Source organism: Renibacterium salmoninarum ATCC 33209 (assembly GCF_000018885.1).
Taxonomy (GTDB): domain Bacteria; phylum Actinomycetota; class Actinomycetes; order Actinomycetales; family Micrococcaceae; genus Renibacterium; species Renibacterium salmoninarum.
Map to the genome: position 1 here is coordinate 2631406 of NC_010168.1, position 18560 is coordinate 2649965.

General features: G+C 56.8%; 18 protein-coding genes and 2 pseudogenes. 13 read left to right on the plus strand and 7 right to left on the minus strand.

The window, feature by feature from the left end; genetic code table 11:
- The first annotated feature begins 6 nt into the window (after positions 1–6).
- From RSAL33209_RS12995 to RSAL33209_RS13010, 4 genes are all read left to right on the plus strand, one after another.
- On the plus strand, positions 7–840 hold the full coding sequence (locus RSAL33209_RS12995; protein WP_012246321.1) for a metallophosphoesterase family protein: 834 nt from the start codon (positions 7–9) through the stop codon (positions 838–840).
- Between the two features lie 218 nt (positions 841–1058).
- The gene (locus RSAL33209_RS13000; protein WP_012246322.1) at positions 1059–1490 is read left to right on the plus strand and encodes a YbjQ family protein; all 432 of its coding nucleotides are present in this window, start codon (positions 1059–1061) and stop codon (positions 1488–1490) included.
- Positions 1487–2119, plus strand: a complete 633-nt coding sequence (locus tag RSAL33209_RS13005) for a Maf family protein (protein ID WP_012246323.1) — start codon at positions 1487–1489, stop codon at positions 2117–2119. The genes RSAL33209_RS13000 and RSAL33209_RS13005 overlap by 4 nt, the downstream gene beginning before the upstream one ends.
- A gap of 134 nt (positions 2120–2253) precedes the next feature.
- Positions 2254–4017, plus strand: coding sequence for an acetyl/propionyl/methylcrotonyl-CoA carboxylase subunit alpha (locus RSAL33209_RS13010; RefSeq protein ID WP_012246324.1), 1764 nt, complete (start codon positions 2254–2256; stop codon positions 4015–4017).
- A 129-nt stretch (positions 4018–4146) separates the two neighbouring features.
- Here RSAL33209_RS13010 and RSAL33209_RS13015 read toward each other — a convergent pair.
- From RSAL33209_RS13015 to RSAL33209_RS13025, 5 genes and pseudogenes are all read right to left on the minus strand, one after another.
- Positions 4147–5550, minus strand: a pseudogene (locus RSAL33209_RS13015) (MFS transporter).
- Between the two features lie 173 nt (positions 5551–5723).
- Positions 5724–6494: a nucleotide disphospho-sugar-binding domain-containing protein gene (locus RSAL33209_RS16560; protein ID WP_158539320.1), complete on the minus strand. Its 771-nt coding sequence runs from the start codon at positions 6492–6494 to the stop codon at positions 5724–5726.
- 12 nt (positions 6495–6506) lie between these two features.
- Positions 6507–6983 carry a glycosyltransferase gene (locus tag RSAL33209_RS16565; protein ID WP_145962092.1) on the minus strand — a complete coding sequence of 159 codons (477 nt, stop codon included), beginning with the start codon at positions 6981–6983 and terminating at the stop codon, positions 6507–6509.
- 103 nt (positions 6984–7086) lie between these two features.
- A complete protein-coding gene (locus RSAL33209_RS19360; protein WP_267895905.1) occupies positions 7087–7281 on the minus strand; it encodes a Clp protease/crotonase-like domain-containing protein in 195 nt (64 codons plus the stop codon).
- A complete protein-coding gene (locus tag RSAL33209_RS13025) occupies positions 7250–7744 on the minus strand; it encodes an enoyl-CoA hydratase-related protein (protein WP_012246328.1) in 495 nt (164 codons plus the stop codon). The genes RSAL33209_RS19360 and RSAL33209_RS13025 overlap by 32 nt, the downstream gene beginning before the upstream one ends.
- Positions 7745–7892: 148 nt before the next feature.
- Between RSAL33209_RS13025 and RSAL33209_RS20090 the strand changes: the two genes are divergently transcribed.
- Together RSAL33209_RS20090 and RSAL33209_RS13030 are read left to right on the plus strand one after the other, a co-directional pair.
- Positions 7893–8084, plus strand: coding sequence for an FAD-dependent oxidoreductase (locus RSAL33209_RS20090; RefSeq protein WP_174258549.1), 192 nt, complete (start codon positions 7893–7895; stop codon positions 8082–8084).
- A complete protein-coding gene (locus RSAL33209_RS13030; RefSeq protein ID WP_174258550.1) occupies positions 8030–9400 on the plus strand; it encodes an FAD-dependent monooxygenase in 1371 nt (456 codons plus the stop codon). The genes RSAL33209_RS20090 and RSAL33209_RS13030 overlap by 55 nt, the downstream gene beginning before the upstream one ends.
- On the opposite strand, the gene RSAL33209_RS13035 is transcribed toward RSAL33209_RS13030, so the two are convergent.
- On the minus strand, positions 9401–10798 hold the full coding sequence (locus RSAL33209_RS13035; protein ID WP_411741000.1) for an NAD(P)H-quinone dehydrogenase: 1398 nt from the start codon (positions 10796–10798) through the stop codon (positions 9401–9403). It lies immediately after the preceding gene.
- A 136-nt stretch (positions 10799–10934) separates the two neighbouring features.
- Between RSAL33209_RS13035 and RSAL33209_RS13040 the strand changes: the two genes are divergently transcribed.
- From RSAL33209_RS13040 to RSAL33209_RS13065, 7 genes and pseudogenes are all read left to right on the plus strand, one after another.
- On the plus strand, positions 10935–11759 hold the full coding sequence (locus RSAL33209_RS13040; RefSeq protein WP_012246331.1) for a purine-nucleoside phosphorylase: 825 nt from the start codon (positions 10935–10937) through the stop codon (positions 11757–11759).
- A 19-nt stretch (positions 11760–11778) separates the two neighbouring features.
- On the plus strand, positions 11779–13539 hold the full coding sequence (locus RSAL33209_RS13045; RefSeq protein WP_012246332.1) for a phospho-sugar mutase: 1761 nt from the start codon (positions 11779–11781) through the stop codon (positions 13537–13539).
- Between the two features lie 37 nt (positions 13540–13576).
- Positions 13577–14251 (plus strand): deoxyribose-phosphate aldolase, encoded by a 675-nt coding sequence (gene deoC / locus RSAL33209_RS13050; RefSeq protein ID WP_012246333.1) that lies wholly within the window; start codon positions 13577–13579, stop codon positions 14249–14251.
- A 55-nt stretch (positions 14252–14306) separates the two neighbouring features.
- A complete protein-coding gene (locus RSAL33209_RS13055; RefSeq protein WP_041684808.1) occupies positions 14307–14501 on the plus strand; it encodes a hypothetical protein in 195 nt (64 codons plus the stop codon).
- Positions 14502–14574: 73 nt separating this feature from the next.
- Entirely contained in the window at positions 14575–15354 is a 780-nt protein-coding gene (locus RSAL33209_RS19770; RefSeq protein WP_325050055.1) for an FAD-dependent oxidoreductase, read from the plus strand.
- A complete protein-coding gene (locus tag RSAL33209_RS19775; protein WP_325050056.1) occupies positions 15275–16006 on the plus strand; it encodes an FAD-dependent oxidoreductase in 732 nt (243 codons plus the stop codon). Before RSAL33209_RS19770 ends, RSAL33209_RS19775 begins: the two co-directional genes overlap by 80 nt.
- Before the next feature lie 184 nt (positions 16007–16190).
- A pseudogene (locus RSAL33209_RS13065) lies at positions 16191–17554 on the plus strand (MFS transporter).
- Positions 17555–17567: 13 nt separating this feature from the next.
- Here the strand turns inward: RSAL33209_RS13065 and RSAL33209_RS13070 are convergent.
- Positions 17568–18467, minus strand: a complete 900-nt coding sequence (locus RSAL33209_RS13070; protein WP_233494208.1) for a LysR family transcriptional regulator — start codon at positions 18465–18467, stop codon at positions 17568–17570.
- Positions 18468–18560: the final 93 nt, after the last annotated feature.

Genomic DNA, 18560 nt, shown 5'->3' on the forward strand with positions numbered 1-18560 from the left:
CGACTTGTGGTCGGTTTGCGACGCGCAAACCGACCACAAGTCGACACTCGACGGAAACCAAGCGGACAGCCAGTAGCCTGGCCCGATGGCCCAATTGCCCTCATCTCCGATCTGCGCGGCAACGTTACGGCGTTCAAAGCAGCGCTAGCGGACATCGCGTCGCGCGATATCGACGCGATCTACAATCTTGGCGACGTGGTGGGCAAGGGACCGCGAGGTTCCGAATGTGTTCGGCTGAGCAAAGCTCATTGCGAAGTTACCGTGCGCGGAAACTGGGACGAATTCTTAGCGCAAGAATCTGAGCCAAATCGCGATGAAGCTGGCTGGTGGTGGCACCATGAGCTTACGGATGCCGACCTTGATTGGTTGCGAACGCTGCCGCTGGTGCACACCATTGAGCTGAGCGGTCGCGTCATTCGGCTGGTGCACGCCTCGGCAGAAAGTCCACACGTTCGCATCCAGCTGGCGCATACGCAACAACAGTTCGAGGACATGTTCGCCAGCACTGAAATGACTGGGGACAGCCCCACGCCGAGCATCGTCTGTTGCGGCGATATTCACGATGCTTATCTGAAAGTCCACGAAGGCCGAACCCTTGCCAACGTTGGCAGCACCGGAAATCCACTCGATGAGCCCACTGCTTCGTACCTGATCTTAGAAGGCACCCTTAATGGCTCAGTACGAGATGGCTTCTCGATGCAATTTGTTCGCGTCCCTTATGACCTCGAAGCAGAGATCGCGGTTGCTCAGGAGCTAGGCATGCCCGAGCTTCAGGCCTATGCCATTGAACTCCGCACCACGGTACACCGTGGGTTGCACGCCAGATTGGGTCTCGTCTAAGCGTTCCAAGCTCGTCGAGTGTCGACTTGTGGTCGGATTTCGCGCCGCAAACCGACCACAAGTCGACACTCGACGGGTTGTGGTGATTCGACGGGCTTGCTTGGTTCGACGGGTGAATTCACTGAACAACACAGCGATTTCAAGGCCAATATTGCTGTTGAATCTGGGGACTGCTGAGATAGGCTAACTCCGAGGTTTTCCGAAATAAAGGGGCAAAAATGATCATCGTCACCAGTAACGACGTTCCGGGTTACAAGATCGACGCGATTTTCGGTGAGGTAATGGGATTGACCGTTCGCGCCCGGAATATTGGCGCGAATATCACGGCGGGCTTTCGCTCGCTTGGTGGCGGCGAGTTGCCGGAAATGACCAAAGCACTTTACGAAAGCCGCCACGAGGTGATGAACCGGATGGTCAACGAAGCGCAGCAAAAGGGCGCCAACGCAATCATCGCGATGCGCTTTGACACTTCTGAAATGGGCCAGACCTGGACCGAAGTGTGCGCCTACGGTACTGCCGCATTCGTCATTCCGCTCGCTGAAGGTGAGCCCGGCGCCACGGGTCAATCTGCCTATCTAGTAGCCAATCCACAGGTTCCCCAGCAACCACAGACCCAGCAAATGCCGCAAAACGTCCAGCAAGCCTGGTGACCGCCCGACTGGTTCTGGCCTCGGCGTCACCGGCTCGAACTACGCTGCTGAAGCAAGCCGGGATCCAGCACACCGTGTTGGTCTCGTCGGTCGATGAAGATGCGGCAACAGCGGCAGCCGGTCAGCCGACGCCGGCAGAAACGGCGCTGCTGTTAGCCCGGGCAAAAGCTGAAGCCGTTGCCGAGTTGCCCGAAACGGCAGCTGCCTTAGTCCTGGGCTGCGACTCGGTCTTCGAGTTCGACGGCGAAGCGTACGGAAAGCCGCACCTCGCCGACGTCGCAAAGCAACGGATCTCAGCCATGAGCGGACGCTCCGGCGTCCTACACACCGGCCATTGGCTCGTCGACAATCGATCCAAGAGAGAAGCACCGGGAGAGGGAACTGGACAGGGCGCGCTGGCGTCAGCAACCGTGCACTTCGCGACCATGACTTCCGCTGAAATTGACGCCTATGTTGCCACCGGCGAACCCTTGGAAGTTGCGGGTTCATTTACCATCGACAGCTTGGGCGGGGCTTTTATCACCAGGGTGGATGGTGACCCGCACGCCGTGGTTGGTTTATCAGTTTCGACCTTGCGCGAGTTGTTGATCAACAGTGGCGTGAGCATCACCGAGCTGTGGGCCGTCTAGTAACATTTCAGCAAAACACCAACCTTTTGTAGAAAGTCTACAAAATCGGCTGGCAATACACGCAGAAATGCCATGTCTCTTGGGCGAAATCCTCCCAAAACCGCTAGGCTCCACAGTGAGAAGAAGGAGTCTTTGTGCCCACCATCACCAAGGTACTGATCGCTAATCGCGGCGAAATCGCCGTCCGCGTCATTCGCGCTGCTCGCGACGAAGGCATTGCCTCCGTGGCTGTTTACGCTGAGCCAGATAGGGACGCCCTGCACGTGCGTTTGGCTGACGAAGCCTGGGCATTAGGCGGCCAGAATGCGGCCGAGTCGTACTTAGCCATGGACAAGCTATTAGAGGTCGCTGCGCAAAGCGGGGCCGACGCGGTTCACCCCGGCTACGGCTTCCTTTCCGAAAACGCCGAGTTTGCCCAGCGGGTTATGGACGCCGGATTGACCTGGATCGGCCCCTCACCGGACGCTATTTCGCAGCTGGGCGATAAAGTGCAGGCTCGGCACATCGCTGAACGCGTTGGCGCTCCCCTGGTTCCAGGCACCAAAGATCCCGTGCAAAACACCCAAGAAGTTTTGGACTTCGCGGACGAATTTGGCCTTCCGCTAGCTATCAAGGCTGCTTATGGTGGCGGCGGACGCGGCATCAAAGTGGTGCGAGACCGCTCAGATATCGCCGAGGCTTACGAGTCCGCAGTGCGTGAAGCAGTCGCCGCCTTTGGCCGGGGCGAATGCTTCGTCGAGCGCTTCCTCGATTCACCCCGACACGTAGAGACTCAGTGCCTCGCCGATGCGCACGGCAATGTTGTGGTGGTTTCTACCCGCGATTGCTCGCTGCAACGACGCAACCAAAAGCTCGTCGAAGAAGCGCCCGCGCCGTTCTTGAGCGCCGAGCAAAACACCAGACTTTATGAAGCGTCAAAAGCCATTTTGCAAGAGGCTCGCTACCAAGGCGCAGGAACGTGCGAGTTCTTGGTTGGCCAAGACGGAGTCATCTCCTTCCTCGAAGTAAATACCCGGTTACAGGTCGAGCACCCCGTCTCCGAAGAGGTCTCCGGGCTGGACTTAGTTCGGGAGCAGTTCCGGTTGGCTCGCGGCGAAGAACTGGGTTACTCAGATCCTGAGGTGCACGGTCACTCCTTCGAATTCCGCATAAACGGCGAAGATCCTGGCCGGAACTTCATGCCGGCCCCTGGAACAGTGGAGAGACTCAAGTTGCCAAGTGGTCCTGGCGTCCGAGTCGATTCTGGTATTGAATCTGGCGAAGTCATTGGTGGAAATTTCGATTCCATGCTGGCCAAGCTGATCGTGACCGGCGCGACTCGTCAGCAAGCGCTAGAACGTTCCCGCCGGGCTCTGGACGAAATGGACGTCACCGGGATGCCTACCGTGTTGCCGTTCCACCGCGCCGTCGTGAGCGATCCGGCGTTTACCTCGAACCCTTTCACCGTGCACACTCGGTGGATTGAAACTGAGTTCGTCAATGACCTGCCAGCCTTTGTGCCCGGCGCACCTGCCGACGCAGACGACGACGGCGAGCGCCAGCGCGTCACCGTTGAGGTTGGTGGCAAACGACTCGAAGTTGTTTTGCCGGCGTCGTTGGCCGTTTCCGGGCGCGCCGCCACACCAAAGGCTAAAGCCAAAAAGGGTGGCCGGTCCCGTGGCGCTGCGTCCGCCGCTGCCGATGGTGATGCGCTCACCTCGCCCATGCAGGGCACGATCGTCAAAGTGGCAGTCGCTGAAGGCGATCAGGTCGCCGAGGGCGATCTGATCGTGGTTCTTGAAGCGATGAAGATGGAGCAGCCTTTGACGGCGCACCGGGCCGGGAGCATTCGCGGGCTAACTGCCACCGCGGGTGACACTGTTTCAGCTGGCGCGGTCATCGCAACCATCGAGGACTAGTTACTCTTCAGCACCATCGAAGATAGCCAGGCGGCTTTCGGATAGCAACAAGACACTATGTCTTGCTATCCGAAAGCCGCCTGGCTATCTTTTTTGGAATTGCGCAGAAGGTTTGCGCGGCGGACGAGGTTAGCTAGATTGCTCTACCAAGTCGGCGTCCTTGGTTTCCTTTGAAAGGTAAATCGCGATCAAGGTCAGGATCGCCATAGCGCTCAAGTAGATTCCGACCAGCCAGGTACTGCCGTTTGCGGCTTGCCAAAGCGCGACGGCGATAAAATAAACGGCGCCACAGCCGCGCCCAAGATGCTGGAGAGGTTGTAGCTAACCGCAGAACCGGTATACCGGACGTTTGTTAGGGAAGAGCTCGGGCAAAAACGCGCCCATTGGCCCAAAGGTCAGTCCCATCAAAGTGAAACCAATGATGAGCCAGGCCATAGCCCCAACGAACCCACCCGCAACCAACGGAACGAAGCAGAGACCAAAGACGAAGGTCAGCGCGGTAATCACGGGCAAAGACTTGCGCCGACCGTATTTCTCCGCAATCGGACCTGCAACCAGGGTGAAAATGCCGAAGAAGACCACCCCGATTATCAACATCAACAAGAAGTCGTTGCGTGAGTACCCCAGACCTGGCACAAAAGCATCGATTGCACTCTGCGTCATCGGCTTGCCGGCCTTGGCAGCAGCGGCCTTTGCCGCATCTAAGCTCGCGGCAGTGGTGCCAAACGTCAAGGTGAACGTGGTCATGAGGTAGAACAACACATACGTTGCCAGCATGATGAAGGTGCCCAAAATGAGCTGCTTCCAGCTGGTGCGAAATACCCGACCAATCGGCAGTTTGGAAACTTCGCCTTGCTCAACGACTTTTTGAAACGCCGGAGTTTCCACCAATTTGAGTCGAACATAGAGACCAATAATCACCATGACCGCACTGGCCAGGAAGGGGATACGCCAGCCCCACGCGGCAAAAGCATCAGCAGACAACGTGAGGTTGAGCAGCAAGAAGAGCAGGTGCGCAATAATGAAACCGATTGGCGCACCGAGTTGCGGAAAAGTGCCGTAAATAGCTCGCTTGTTTTTGGGCGCATTTTCAGTGGCCAGCAACGCCGCACCACTCCACTCGCCGCCCAGAGCCAAGCCTTGAGCAAAGCGAAGCACTACAAGCAACGCCGGCGCCCAGAATGTCCAACCACCTATCTGCGCTGTTGGCAAACAACCGATCAAAAACGTTGCGATACCCATTGTAAGCAGCGATGCAACCAACGTGCCTTTGCGCCCTACCCGGTCGCCAAAGTGTCCGAACAGAATCGAACCAAGCGGCCGGGCGACAAAGGCAACACCGAAAATCGCAAACGAACTAAGCAACTGGGTGACGTCATCGGCATTAGGGAAAAACAGTTTTGGGAAGACCAAAACTGCGGCCGTGGCATAAACATAAAAGTCATAAAACTCGATCGAGGTTCCGACCAAGCTCGCCAAAATCACACGTCCTCGTGTATTGGCTTTGGGAATCTCTGTATCTATAGTCGACATCGCTGCGAGCTTTCCACTAAAGACAGCTCCGCGCTTTCAGACTCCCCAGAGTCCCGCACGCCAAGCTGCCGCATCCTCAATGATTTAGTCATAGTAGACCCGTAAGCACAGGAAACTTCCATCCCTCGGACGGCATGCCCATTATTCGGACGCGATCTTGCGACAGTCTGACGCTAAACCGAAATGCGTTCGCCCAAGAGCGCCTTGATAGAGTCCAGGCTGAATTGAACGCCATCTTGCGTTGCCATCTGCAAGGCAATCTCAGCCGATCGTTCACGGATCGCAGGTTGCTGGGCTGCTTCGAAAGCCGCGCGGAGATCAGCTGCGGTAGCTTCGAACCCGTCCACCTTCACCGCAACTCCGGCAGCAACTAGTGAGTCAGCATTCTGGAACTGGTCGACTGCCTGCGGTGCCGCAATCATCGGCACGCCCAAGCTGAGTCCTTCGCGAGAGCCACCCATCCTCGCGTGCGTCAAAAACAGCTCGGCATTCTTGAGGATCGCTACCTGCGGTACCCAAGAATGCACCTCAAAGTTCGCTGGAATATCACCCAGCTCCTCGACGGCTGTCAACGGCCCAATCTGCAGCACAACATGCCAGTCTTCAAGGCCGCCAAAGGCCTCGATGCATGCCCGGTAGAACGCGACATTTCGGGTAAAGGTGGAGCCGAGCGACATGAGCATCACCTTTTTGTCCGTTGGCAGATTCCAATCAACCTCACTCTGCGAATCGCTAATGGCGACGCCGGCAAAGTGATAGACGCTGCGATCAACCTTTTCCGGATGCGGCTGCAAGGCTTCAGGAATGAAGACCAAAGCATTTTGAGGCCGGGAATTGAAGCCGACACGGTCGCTCCACTCTTCGAGCCCAAACTCCCTCAGTGTTCGATGCGAATCTTCTTTTGCTGCCACGAACGTCGGATCGCTCAGATCGACACTACCCATCCGCTTCAGCATCTACTCTTCCGCGCCGTCCCACGCAGCAAAAGCCGGAACCATCGCCACCGCGGGCACATTCATTTTCTCGGTAAAGATGCCAGCCGCAGGAGCTCCTGAGCCGAAGAGCACCAGATCTGGTCGGTCTGATTCAAAAAAAGCGCTGAGTACCGGCAGCATTGCAGCGGTGTCATTGGCCATGAGGATCATGCCCGTAGCCGGGTTCAGTTTCTGAATGTCGCCGGCAAAAGCTGCTTTCGACGTCGAATCAGCAGCGTTCGTTGCGCCGCCTAGCCGAGGGAAAGCGCTTTCGTAACCAACAAATTCGGCACCAGTACCCTCAATGACCTCACGGAATCCCTCACCCATCAAATAACTGACCCGATAGCCCGATTGCACCAAAGCCCGAATGACCTCTAAGTGCGGATACACATGCCCCGCAGCTGGCACCGAGGCCCTCAAGATGTGCGGGGCGGTTGTGCTGTTGAGTTCAGTCATTGGTAGATGCTCCTTGAAAGTCCGGGGTTGTTGGTTGCTTATGGCACCAAAATAGCCAAACATTATCAAAACTGGCTGAACAAATAACGTGAAAGCGCTCTGTCTAGAAGGCGCGCAGCGAAGCGTCTGCAGATTCAAACAGTCGGGACTTAATGGTGCCCAAAGTTGCCTTGTCTTTACCCAAGAGCGAAGCGGCTAGTTCCTGGCCGGCAGCGGCCAATTCCGCCTCGGAAACGGCCCTATCCACAATGCCCCAGCTCGCCGCATCAACCCCGGAGAGCCGCTGCCCGGTAACCATCGAGGCAACCGCTGCCTGCGGCGTCAGCTTGGCTTGGATCAAAGCGGTCATTCCGGGCGTAATACGGAATGTGAATATCAACTTCTGGAAAACAGAAATAACCTCGATCGTTGCGCATAATCCGGAAATCGTGCGCAAGAGCAAGCATTGCCCCCGCACCGAAGGCATGCCCATTGACCAGGGCAATCGTTGGCACCGGCAGCGTCAGAAATCGGGCCAGCAATACTTGAACACGGGCAGCATAAGAATTGAACTGGTCGAAGTGCTCTTTGACCCAATCCAGATCTAGCCCGTTAGAAAAGAACTTGCCGGTGCCAGTGGTCAGCAAAACGGAAGAATCGCCGTCGACTACTTCCTCTAGCGCTTTCTCGACCTCGGAAAGCCAGGAGTCAGTAAACCGATTCTCGGTATCGCCCACATTCAAAAACGCGATTCCGTCGTGGTGTTCTAGGGTTGCCGCCATGATACGAATTCCTTCCGAAGTTTCTCTGAATGTACCAAAGCCATGCTCAAACCGCTTTTGCCGAGGAATGCTGCCTTCATTTCATTGAACCAATGCCCAGTCAAGAGTTAGGCTCCTTGAGGTTGCCCAACGGATAGGAATGATCTTCATGTATGACGTCGTAATTGCCGGTGCCGGGCCAGTCGGACTCTTCCTTTCTTGCGAGCTACGTTTAGCTGGCCTGTCCGTTCTGGTTCTGGAAAGCGCGTCGGATCCGTACTCAGCACTCAAGGGCCGCCTTTTGGTATGCGTGGCCTCTCCATACCCACAGTTGAAGCGCTTTATCGACGTGGCCTGCTAGCAGATATTGCGGTATCCAAAGCACCAAACGCGCCAGCGAAAGTTGCGTCAGCGGACACGCCGCAATCAGCCAAACCTCGCCGTCAAGCTGGACACTTTGCTGGGATCCCTTTTGATGAGGAAAATATCGATAGCTCACGGTGGCCCTACCGGCTGCCGAATCCAGCCGAATCAACCGTGGGCACCACCATGGAACGAGTCGAATCGGCTCTCACGGCTCGGGCCCTTGAGCTAGGTGTGGAAATCAAGCGCGACGCCGCAGTAGAAGGCTTCAGCCAATCGGATGAGGGCGTGCGCGTTAACGCCGCTGGCGAGGTTTTTCAGGGCAAATGGCTGGTTGGTTGCGACGGCGGTCGTAGCACAGTCCGCAAAGCTGGCGCTTTTGAGTTTGGCGGCACCGACCCGGAGTTCACTGGTTATTCGGTCCAGGTGAAGATCTCAGATCCGGACAAGCTCAACATGGGTCGGATCTATACCCCTACTGGTATGTATTTCCAATCGCAGCCCGGAATCATTGCCATGGTTGCCTTCGATGGAGGCTCCTTTCACCGGAGCGAAGCAATAACCCTGGAACATGTGCAAGAGGTGCTGCGACACATTAGCGGCACTGAAGTCACCTTGACCGCGCTTGAGCTTGCTGCGACGTGGACTGACCGCACTTACCAGTCAACGAATTACCGCAACGGGCGGGTGCTGATTGCTGGCGATGCCGCCCACATCCACTCGCCTTTGGGCGGGCAAGGACTCAACCTGGGGCTGGGCGATGCGATGAACCTGGGCTGGAAGCTTGCCGCCACCATTCGTGGCACCGCTTCGAGTACCTTGCTCGACAGCTACGCTAGCGAGCGGCATCCGATCGGTGCCAAAGTGCTCAACTGGTCCCGCGCGCAAGTGGCGTTGATGCGACCAAGCCAAAGTTCTCGTGCGCTTGAAACGATGATTCGGGATCTCATTGGCACACGCGATGGCGCAACGTACTTTGCTGAGCAACTTTGGGGCGTCTCATTGCGCTATGACCTTGCTGGCAACCATCCGTTGATCGGGCGCAGCTTGCCAGACTTTGAATTTGCCGATGGCACCAGGCTGGGTCCGTTATTGAAAGATGGCTTGGGCGCATTGCTCAATTTCACCGGCAACGCGGAGCTTCGGCTACTCAGCGAGCGCCTGGGGAACTCAATCAGCTACTTCGAGGGACAAGTGCAGGATAATTTGGGCCTCAGCGCGGTTCTGGTCCGCCTCGATGGCTTCGTCGCCTGGGCTACCGACGGCGAACCCGACGTGGCTGAGATCGACGCCGCTCTTTCCGAGTGGCTTTAGCTACATGTGAACGTGTAGGCGCCGAGCTGCTTCTGAAATAGAGCCAGAAAGCGACGGGTACACGGTAAAGGTATTAGCTAAGTCATCCACGTGTAGTTTCTGCGTCACCGCGATGGCGATCGGGAAGATCAGCTCCGAGGCGTTGGCACCAACCACCACGCCGCCAATCACCGTGCCGGAACCCTTGCGCGCAATGATCTTGATAAAGCCGTCCTTTGCGTTACGCATTTTGGCGCGCGCGTTGGTTTGCAACGGCAGCTTCACCACATCGCCCTGATACCGACCAGATTCCAGGTCAGCCTCAGAAATACCCACCGAAGCAATTTCCGGCGAGGTGAAGATGTTCGAAGCAACTTGGGTGAGTTTCAGCGGACGCAGCCCGTCACCGAGCAAGTGTGCCATCGCGATCCGGCCCTGCATCGCGGCAACTGAAGCGAGCGCCAGCACTCCGGTGCAATCCCCCGCAGCGTAAATATTTGGCGCAGAGGTGCGTGAGACGCCGTCGACCTTAATGTGACCAGATTCAGTCAAAGCCACGCCGGCGGCTTCTAGGCCAATACCTTCGGTCTTCGGAATCGAGCCAACACACACCAGGCAGTGCGACCCACTGACCTGACGGCCGTCGGAAAGCGTCACGAGTACCCCCTCCTCGGTGCGCTGCACGGATTCGGCTCGTGAACGTGAAAGCACCGTCATACCGCGGCGTTCAAAGACGTTTTCAAGGACTTCGGCAGCGTCGGAATCTTCGCCCGGCAAAACCTGGTCACGGGAGGAAATCAAAGTAACTCGCGAACCCAGGCCGTTGTAAGCAGAAGCAAACTCGGCACCGGTAACGCCAGAACCGACCACAATAAGTTCCCGCGGGAGTTCAGTCAGACCATAGATTTGCGCCCAGTTAAGAATGCGCTCGCCATCGGGTTTGGCGGTGGGCAGTTCGCGTGGGTGTGCACCAACCGCGAGCAAAATCGCGTCAGCGGTAACCAGCTCGACGCCGGAGTCCGTCACGACCTCGATCGTGTGATTGTCCTTCATGGTGCCTTGACCAATAATGATCCGGACACCAGCTTGCTCTAGCCCGGCTTTAATATCGCCGGACTGCTCGCGAGCCAATTCCAGCAAGCGGTCGTTGACTTGCTTCAGATCCGCACGCATCAAAGGCACGCAATCACCGCCGTCAACATCAAAGCGGGCACCAAGGTCGGTGGCACTTTCAAAACGGTTCATAACATCCGCGGTAGCGATCAGCGTCTTAGACGGCACGACGTCGGTCAGCACCGCAGAGCCACCCAGACCGTTGCGTTCAACAATGGTCACCTGCACGCCGAGCGAAGCAGCCACCATCGCGGCCTCATATCCGCCCGGGCCACCACCCAAGATGGCTAAGGATGGGATGTTCATATCGTTTGGAGTCGTCACAGTCCCCTATTCTCGCCTATCCTGCCGCAGCCGCAAAGCGAGCCAAGCCTGACTTAGTCGCAAGTTAGCCGCAACTTGGCAGCGCGCGTACTTTCTAGGAAACAGGTAAATTGATTCCGTGAGTAACCTCGACGCTGAAACCGCACAGACTGAACCATTCCTTGCCGCCGCTCGCGCCGCTGCCTACATCGCTGAGCAAACTGGAGTGCCGCAACACGATGTAGCCCTGGTGTTGGGCTCTGGCTGGGGCGAAGCAGCCGACTTAATCGGTGAAACAACCGCTACATTGCAAGCAACTGATGTACCGGGGTTTTCCGCGCCGGCAGTGGTTGGCCACGTGGGCACCATTCGGTCGGTATTGACCGCTGAGGGTAAGCGAGCTCTGGTGCTCGGCGCCCGAACTCATTATTACGAGGGCAAAGGCGTTCGCGCAGTAGTGCACGGTGTGCGCACAGCGGCGGCAGCTGGCGCAAAAACCTTAGTACTGACCAATGGCTGTGGTGGCGTGAACCCAGGCTGGGCGCCTGGCACGCCAGTATTGATCAGCGATCACATTAATCTCACGGCAACCTCACCTCTTGAGGGTGCGACGTTCGTCGATCTCACCGACCTCTATTCTTCCCGGTTGCGCGATCTGGCTCGTGAGGTCGACCCGAGTCTCGCCGAAGGCTTCTACGCTCAGTTCTCTGGCCCGCATTACGAGACTCCGGCCGAAATTCGGTATGCAAAAACCATCGGCGCTGACCTGATCGGCATGTCGACTGCGTTAGAGGCTATTGCCGGCCGGCACGCTGGTATGGAGGTCTTCGGAATCTCGCTCGTGACCAATCTGGCCGCCGGAATCTCCCCCGTTCCGTTGAGCCATGCTGAGGTCATTGAAGCCGGTCAAGCTGCTGGCCCGCGAATCTCTCGATTGTTGGCTGAGATCATCGCCAAGCTCTAAAAGACGGTAGGTTATTTCCATGAGTCCCATGAGCAGTGAGCTCCTTGCCCGTGCCCTCGATTGGGCAAATAGCGACCCAGATCCGGCTACCGAAGCAGAGTTGCGCGCTTTGATTGACGTGGCTTCTTTGGATGATTCTGCTGGCGATGCAACGATGATTACCCAGGCCGAACAAGAGCTTGAAGACGCTTTCGCTGGCACTTTGCAATTTGGCACCGCTGGCTTACGTGCTGCCTTGGGACCGGGACCAAATCGGATGAATCGGATCGTGGTACGCCGTGCGGCGGCTGGCTTAGCAAGCTTCTTGCTAGACACTGCCGCCGCAGCAGCTGAGCCCTACCGCCCGCGCGCCGTCGTCGGCTTTGATGCTCGACACAACTCAGATGTCTTTGCGCTGGAAACTGCTGCCATTTTCATTGCGGCCGGCATTGAGACCTTCCTGATGCCCTCAGCATTGCCTACCCCGTTGCTTGCTTTTGCGGTGCGCGCACTTGGTTGCGAGGGCGGCGTTATGGTGACTGCCAGCCATAATCCGCCGCAAGACAACGGCTACAAGGTGTACCTGGGTGGCCGAGCGCTGGCTGCCAATGACGAATCCGGACGCGGCGCGCAGATTGTGGCCCCCTACGATAGCCAGATTGCGGCCCGAATCGACGCCGTTGGCGCTATCGAATCAATTCAACTTGCGCAGGACGGCTGGCAGCCAGTTGCGCCAGAGATCATTGCTGCCTACCGTCAAGGTCTGGTGGAATTGTTGCAGCTCGAGCGTTTTCCGGCTCGCGAACTAAAGATCGTGCTCACACCAATGCACGGTGTTGGCGGCGAAACCGCCCTTCAAGTATTTGAAGCTGCCGGATTCAACGATGTGACGGTAGTGAGCGAGCAAGCGGCACCAGACCCGAACTTTCCCACGGTCGCCTTTCCGAATCCCGAGGAACCGGGCGCATTGGATCTGGCCATACAAACGGCCACTGAAGTTGGCGCGGACTTGGTGATAGCCAATGATCCAGATGCTGACCGGGCTGCTGCTGCCGGCGTTGATCCGAGCACCGGGCAATGGCGAATGCTCCGAGGCGATGAAGTAGGAGCACTATTGGGCGCGCACGTGGTAGCCCGAGCGAAAACCGATGATGAGCCGCGCGGCGTCTTTGCGAATTCGATTGTTTCTTCCCGGCTCTTGGCAAAGATCGCAACGGCGAACGGATTTGCCCACGTGGAAACCCTCACCGGTTTCAAATGGATCGCCCGTGTGCCCGGCCTTAGCTATGGCTATGAAGAAGCCCTTGGCTACTGTGTTGCACCATCTTTGGTTCGGGACAAGGACGGCATTTCTGCTGGCTTGCTCATTGCTGAAATGGCCGCTGCTGCGAAAGCGACGGGCAGAACGCTTTTTGATTTATTGGACGATTTAGCCGTTCGCAACGGGCTGCACGTATCCGATCAATTGAGCGTCCGTGTTGCCGATCTTGGCCTACTTTCGGCTATGATGAACCGATTGCGGGAACACACACCGACTAGTTTTGCCGGATCTGCAGTAGAAACTGTCACCGATCTAGCTACTGGTTCGGCGCAATTGCCCGCCACCGACGGCATGCTATATCTGACCAGGGACAGCACCCGGGTGATCATCCGGCCTAGCGGTACCGAACCGAAGTTAAAGTGCTATTTGGAAGTGATCGTGCCCGTGGATTCGGCCGCTGATCTTAGCGAAGCCCGCAAAAATGCGCGCTCGGTTTTGGATGCTGTTTTGGACGACGTCCGCGAAGCGCTCGGATTGTGATTGGTTACGCTGGCGAAACGTCTGGGAGGATAGATAAATGACGGAGAACATTGCTAGTTTCATTGATCACACTTTGCTCAAGCCCGAAGCCTCCGAAGCTGATGTGCTAAAAGTGTGCGGTGAGGCCGTAAATTATGAATTCAAGTCGGTTTGCGTCAACCCGATCTGGGTCAAGACCGTGCATCAAGCGTTACGAAACTCGCCCGTGCTGACCTGTTCGGTGGTCGGCTTTCCACTCGGCGCAACCCCTACCGACGTCCAGGTTTTCGAAGCGCGTGGCGCGACCCTTGATGGTGCAGACGAAGTGGATATGGTGATAAATATCGCCGAAGCCAGAGCTAGCAATCGCGGTGCGTTGGTGGACGATATCTCGGCCGTTGCTGATGCGGTGCACGCTGGCGGCGCAATTCTGAAAGTCATCATTGAAACGTCGCTGCTCGACGACGCACAAAAGGTCATTGCTTGCGAAGCGGCAGTTGAAGCCGGCGCAGATTTCGTCAAGACCTCCACGGGTTTCAACGGCGGCGGCGCGACGACGGCGGACGTAGCGCTCATGCGGGCAACCGTTGGCCCTTCAGTGGGCGTGAAAGCTTCCGGTGGCGTACGCAGCCGTGAAGATGCCGAAGCGATGATTGCCGCTGGTGCAAGCAGGATTGGTGCTAGCTCAGGAATTGCGATTGTCACCGGCGGTACCGGCACCAACGCGTACTAAGCCAAGCTCTGCGCAGTTTAGAATGGAGCAGAACCCGATTTCAGGAGGAAACATCATGGCCGGAACCACACCCGAGCGCGAGAACAGCTTGGTCCAATCCATCATTCTCTTCTTGGTGTTTTTCGTGATGTTCCTGGGTGGAATCTTTGCCTTCTCCTTTGGTAGCTTGCAGAACGTCTGGCCGTTCGCCATTGGACTTGGCTTGTTTTTCCTGGCTTTCTGGATTCCGCAGACGTTCATGGGCCGTTAAGTATAGCGGCCGTGACGCCCAAGTAGACACCGAACACCGCAAGCCGGTCCGCGGTCACTGATTCAACCGCCTCATGACACATTTTGAGCTGATCATCATTGGCTCCGGCTCAGGAAAAAGCATTCTGACGCCGGATTGGGACGGTAAAAAAGTTGCGCTCATTGAAGCTTGGGTCTTTGGTGGCACCTGTCTAAATATGGGCTGCATTCCCACCAAAATGTACGTTTACCCATCAATGTTGGCGTGGCAAGCAGCTACCGAAGGCCCAGGCCTAGGCGTTGAGACTAAGTTCGACGGCGTGCACTGGGCGGAAATCCGCGATCGAGTTTTCGGCCGAATCGACCCGATTTCTCAGGGTGGTCGAGACTACCGGGCCAATAATGCCAATGTCACTTTGATCGAAGAACGAGTTCGCTTCATTGGCCCAAAAACTCTACTGACCGCAAGTGGTGCCGAGCTGAGCGCCGATCAGATTGTGATCGCGGCAGGTTCACACGCCCAAATGCCTGACGTACCGGGCATAGATTTACCCCAAGTCCACACATCTGACACCGTGATGCGGATCAATGAGTTGCCCAGCCGAGTTTTGGTAGTAGGCGGCGGAGTTATTGCTGCCGAATTCGCCTCAGTCTTTGCTGGCTTCGGCTCCCAAGTAACTCAAATCATCCGTGGCGACGCACTGCTGCGTTCGATGGATGCCATCATGCTCCAAGAAATTCACCGAAGCGGCGGCTCAGCAATGGCGACTGGAAACGGGCCATCAGCTGCACTCCATGACGCCGTCGTCGGAAAATGCGTTTCGGGTAAAGACTCAGGGACAGCACGACGCCGATGGCATCGACGAAGACTTTGATCTAGTTCTCATTGCGATTGGCAGGGCCGCCTCTTCCGAGGGCTTGGACGTCAAGGCCGCCCAGTTTGACACTGGATCGAGCGGAATATTGCTGGTTGATGAGTTCCAGCGCGTGCTGAGCGCCGGCACTGCTGTGCCAGGAGTGTGGGCTCTCGGTGACATCGCTAACGACTATCAGCTCAAACATGTCGCCAACCATGAGGCGCGAATCGTTGCGCATAATGCGGCGCATCCTGATGATTTGCGGGCAGCCAATCACCATGCGGTGCCTGAAGCGGTGTTTTCCCACCCGCAAATCGCCTCGGTGGGGATGACCAGTGCAGAAGCTGCCGCGCACGCCGCCGAGACCGGCGCCGTCGTCGTCGAATATGTTCAGGAATTTGGTGGTACAGCGTACGGCTGGGCGATGGAAGACACGACGTCGGTGGTGAAAGTTATTGCCGAGAAGGACTCCCGACGCTTGTTGGGGGCACATATCATCGGCCCTGAAGCTTCGATGCTGATCCAACCACTGATCCAGGCGATGTCGTTCGGAACCGATTTGACCGAATTCACCCGCGGACAGTACTGGATTCATCCGGCACTGAGCGAGGTTGTAGAAAACGCGGTGCTTGGGCTCGATCTGGAGCATCGTACTACCGATCCGCTGTAGGTTTTTCGATCCGTGAGATCACTTCAGGCGTGCACTGCGCATTAACGCACATCAGTGGCGCGCCGATCTGACTTGATGCCATCGCTAGTTACCTGGATACTCGATCAAAGAGTTGTGTTCCAGATCACAGGCCAGGGGGATTACCGAGCCGCTGCGCGCACTCGCAACTACAAGGAGGTAGTCGGTGGCTCAGTCCGTACACAATGCAGAAGTCAAAGCTAAAGGTGGCAAGAATCGGGGCCTGCGGCAGGTTGTTGCCGCCTCGATGGCTGGCACCGTCGTGGAATGGTACGAGTTTTTTCTCTACGCCACCGCCGCAACGCTGGTCTTTGGCAAAGTGTTCTTCCCGGATACCGGGAATGATCTGGACGGAATCATCAAGGCGTTTCTCACCTACGCCGTGGGCTTCATTGCCCGACCAATTGGCGGCATCGTCTTTGGACACTTTGGTGATAAGTATGGCCGCAAGCACCTCCTGCAACTAGCAATTATCTTGGTTGGTGCGACCACCTTTTTGATGGGCTGCCTGCCCACTTTCAACCAAGTTGGTTACTTGGCGCCAATTCTTGTTGGTGGTCTTGCGATTCTTACAAAGGCTTCGCCGTTGGCAGGGAGCGGGGTGGTGCGGTTCTTCTAGTCGCCGAGCACTCCCCTAATAAAGAACGCGGGTTTTGGGCCAGTTGGCCACAAGCCGCGGTTCCAGCTGGCAACCTGCTTGCGACCGTCGTCCTGGTGATACTCTCCAGCACCCTTTCCCAAGAAGCATTCCTTTCCTGGGGCTGGCGGGTTGGCTTCTGGCTTTCGGTAGTGATCGTAGTGATCGGCTACTACATTCGCTCCAGAATTACCGACGCCCTTATTTTTCAGGAAGCAAAACGCGAGCTGGAACAAAATAAGAGCGCCGGTTACGGCGTTATTGAAGTCTTCCGCCGGTATCCGCGTGGGGTATTCACCGCGATGGGTTTGCGGGTTGGTGAGAACATTTTGTACTACATGGTGGTGACCTTCTCGATCACTTATCTAAAAACTCAGTTGAAGATGGACACTTCGCTGATTTTGCTGCTGCTCTTAGCGGCCCACTCCTTGCAATTCATCATTGTGCCGATCATCGGTCGAATGACCGATAAGTTGGGCCGTCGGCCAATCTACGGCTTGGGCGCGCTCTTGATGATCGGTTGGGGATTCATTTGTTTCCCACTTTTCAATACTCGAAATACCTTGGTTATCCTGCTAACGATCTGCCTGGGACTGGTGGTGCATTCGCTGATGTACGCTGGCCAGCCTGCGATCATGGCGGAGATGTTCCCTACCCGAATGCGCTACTCGGGCGTATCGCTGGGGTACCAGGTAACCTCGGTTGTGGCTGGGTCGCTAGCTCCGGTGATAGCGGCATCCCTGCTGGACCAGTTCCACTTTTGGTCACCGGTATCGATTTATATGATGGTCGCAGCCCTCGTTACCTTGGTAGCGGTCTACTTTTTGCGCGAAACTCGAGGTAGCTCATTCCAGGAACTCGATGAGCAAGATCGGCAACGCTTCGCCCAATAGCGCTAGCAGCCAGCTAAAGCCTGCGCGACGCCGTCGACCGCAAGGTTTCGATCACCAAGGCGACCGCCGGGTTACGTGTTGCTTCTTGCCGAACAACTGCCCAGTAGGACAGCGGGTGCGAGTATTCATCGCGAAGAATTCGGCGTAATCCGCGATTTTGATCGGCCAGAAAAGTTGACAAAATGCCAATTCCAGCACCGGCTTCGGTGGCGGCAACATGGGCAAAAACGCTTGTGGAGTCAATACCGTGCCGGAAATCTGGCAAGCTTTCGGTCGCTCGGTCTAAATCATCAACGTGCAGCGCAGATTCAATATAGAAATTGATCCGACGCCCGGCAATTTCTGCAAGCGAACGTGGAACTCCGTGTGCGGCCAAGTACGCCTCGCTCGCATACAGCCCTAAGGAGTAGTCCACAATATGCGCGGCCACCGCTTTGTGCACCGAAGGCTCCCCTGCCACCACTTCAAGATCTACCCCGGAACGGTTCTGCCGGACGCGCTGGGTGGCGCTGATAAGTTCGACAGCCAGGCCCTGGTTGTCATTTTGCAGGCCTGCCAGGGCTGGGGCAGCCACCAAAGTGCTGAAGGCATCCGGAGCGGCCAGTCGCACCATCCCGGTGATCTCCGCGCCGCTATGCTGCTGAGCGAGGGAGCTCAGTGCCCGTTCAACTTCCTCGGCAGTGCTCAATGCCTGCCTGCCCAACGGCGTCACCTCCCAGCCCGAGGTTGCTCGCACCAATACCCGGCCCCCCATCGCCTTTTCTAGCGCATGGATTCGTCGGGAAACCGTCGAGTGATTGACGCCGAGCGCCTCACCGGCAGCGTTATAGCGACCGAGTCGAGCGACGGCTAGAAAAGTCATGAGACCTTCAAGATGCCGATGTGAAGTGTCAAGATATCCCGTCTCAGCCATACTGCATTGTGCATGAACGCACAGAAGAGGTGCAATTTTGGCGGCCTGACGTGCATTGATGAGCATCCCTGAAACTCATAGAGTGGGCTCATC

Coding starts and splice junctions, on each gene's coding strand:
- RSAL33209_RS19770 (WP_325050055.1), top strand. CDS start 14,575: ATGACACATTTTGAGCTGATCATCATTGGCTCCGGCTCAGGAAAAAGC.
- RSAL33209_RS16560 (WP_158539320.1), bottom strand. CDS start 6,494: ATGGGTAGTGTCGATCTGAGCGATCCGACGTTCGTGGCAGCAAAAGAA.
- RSAL33209_RS13030 (WP_174258550.1), top strand. CDS start 8,030: ATGCGTGGCCTCTCCATACCCACAGTTGAAGCGCTTTATCGACGTGGC.
- RSAL33209_RS19775 (WP_325050056.1), top strand. CDS start 15,275: ATGACGCCGTCGTCGGAAAATGCGTTTCGGGTAAAGACTCAGGGACAG.
- RSAL33209_RS13000 (WP_012246322.1), top strand. CDS start 1,059: ATGATCATCGTCACCAGTAACGACGTTCCGGGTTACAAGATCGACGCG.
- RSAL33209_RS16565 (WP_145962092.1), bottom strand. CDS start 6,983: ATGACTGAACTCAACAGCACAACCGCCCCGCACATCTTGAGGGCCTCG.
- RSAL33209_RS19360 (WP_267895905.1), bottom strand. CDS start 7,281: ATGGTTACCGGGCAGCGGCTCTCCGGGGTTGATGCGGCGAGCTGGGGC.
- RSAL33209_RS13070 (WP_233494208.1), bottom strand. CDS start 18,467: ATGGCTGAGACGGGATATCTTGACACTTCACATCGGCATCTTGAAGGT.
- RSAL33209_RS13035 (WP_411741000.1), bottom strand. CDS start 10,798: ATGAACATCCCATCCTTAGCCATCTTGGGTGGTGGCCCGGGCGGATAT.
- RSAL33209_RS13055 (WP_041684808.1), top strand. CDS start 14,307: ATGGCCGGAACCACACCCGAGCGCGAGAACAGCTTGGTCCAATCCATC.
- RSAL33209_RS20090 (WP_174258549.1), top strand. CDS start 7,893: ATGTATGACGTCGTAATTGCCGGTGCCGGGCCAGTCGGACTCTTCCTT.
- RSAL33209_RS13045 (WP_012246332.1), top strand. CDS start 11,779: ATGAGTCCCATGAGCAGTGAGCTCCTTGCCCGTGCCCTCGATTGGGCA.
- RSAL33209_RS13025 (WP_012246328.1), bottom strand. CDS start 7,744: ATGGCGGCAACCCTAGAACACCACGACGGAATCGCGTTTTTGAATGTG.
- deoC (WP_012246333.1), top strand. CDS start 13,577: ATGACGGAGAACATTGCTAGTTTCATTGATCACACTTTGCTCAAGCCC.